Origin of the sequence: Rhodoplanes roseus, from assembly GCF_003258865.1 — a bacterium.
GTDB lineage: Bacteria > Pseudomonadota > Alphaproteobacteria > Rhizobiales > Xanthobacteraceae > Rhodoplanes > Rhodoplanes roseus.
Map to the genome: position 1 here is coordinate 1 of NZ_NPEX01000737.1, position 288 is coordinate 288.

Here is a 288-nt window from a genome sequence, read left to right on the forward strand (position 1 = left end):
GCTCGGCCTCGCCACCATCCTCGTGGCCGCCATGGCGACTTACGCGCTGAAACAGAGCGCGGAGCGGACCGTCGACCTGGAACGGCTCGCGGAAGCTGCAATCAACGGCCAGAGGATGAACCGGCTGATCACCGCGGTCGTGATGGATTCGCGCGGGATCTACTCCGCCGACGACGACGCAGCGGTGGCGACCTTCGGTCAGGCAATCACTCAAAGTCTCACCGATCTCGACGTCCTGCTCGCCGAAACGCGCCCGCTTCTCCTCGACCCGCAGAGTCTCGAACAACT

Annotated in this window: 1 pseudogene; it reads left to right on the forward strand. The window is 64.6% G+C overall.

Going from position 1 to position 288, the window contains the following annotated elements:
* A pseudogene (locus CH341_RS34845) lies at positions 1 to 288 on the forward strand (chemotaxis protein); the annotation flags it as partial.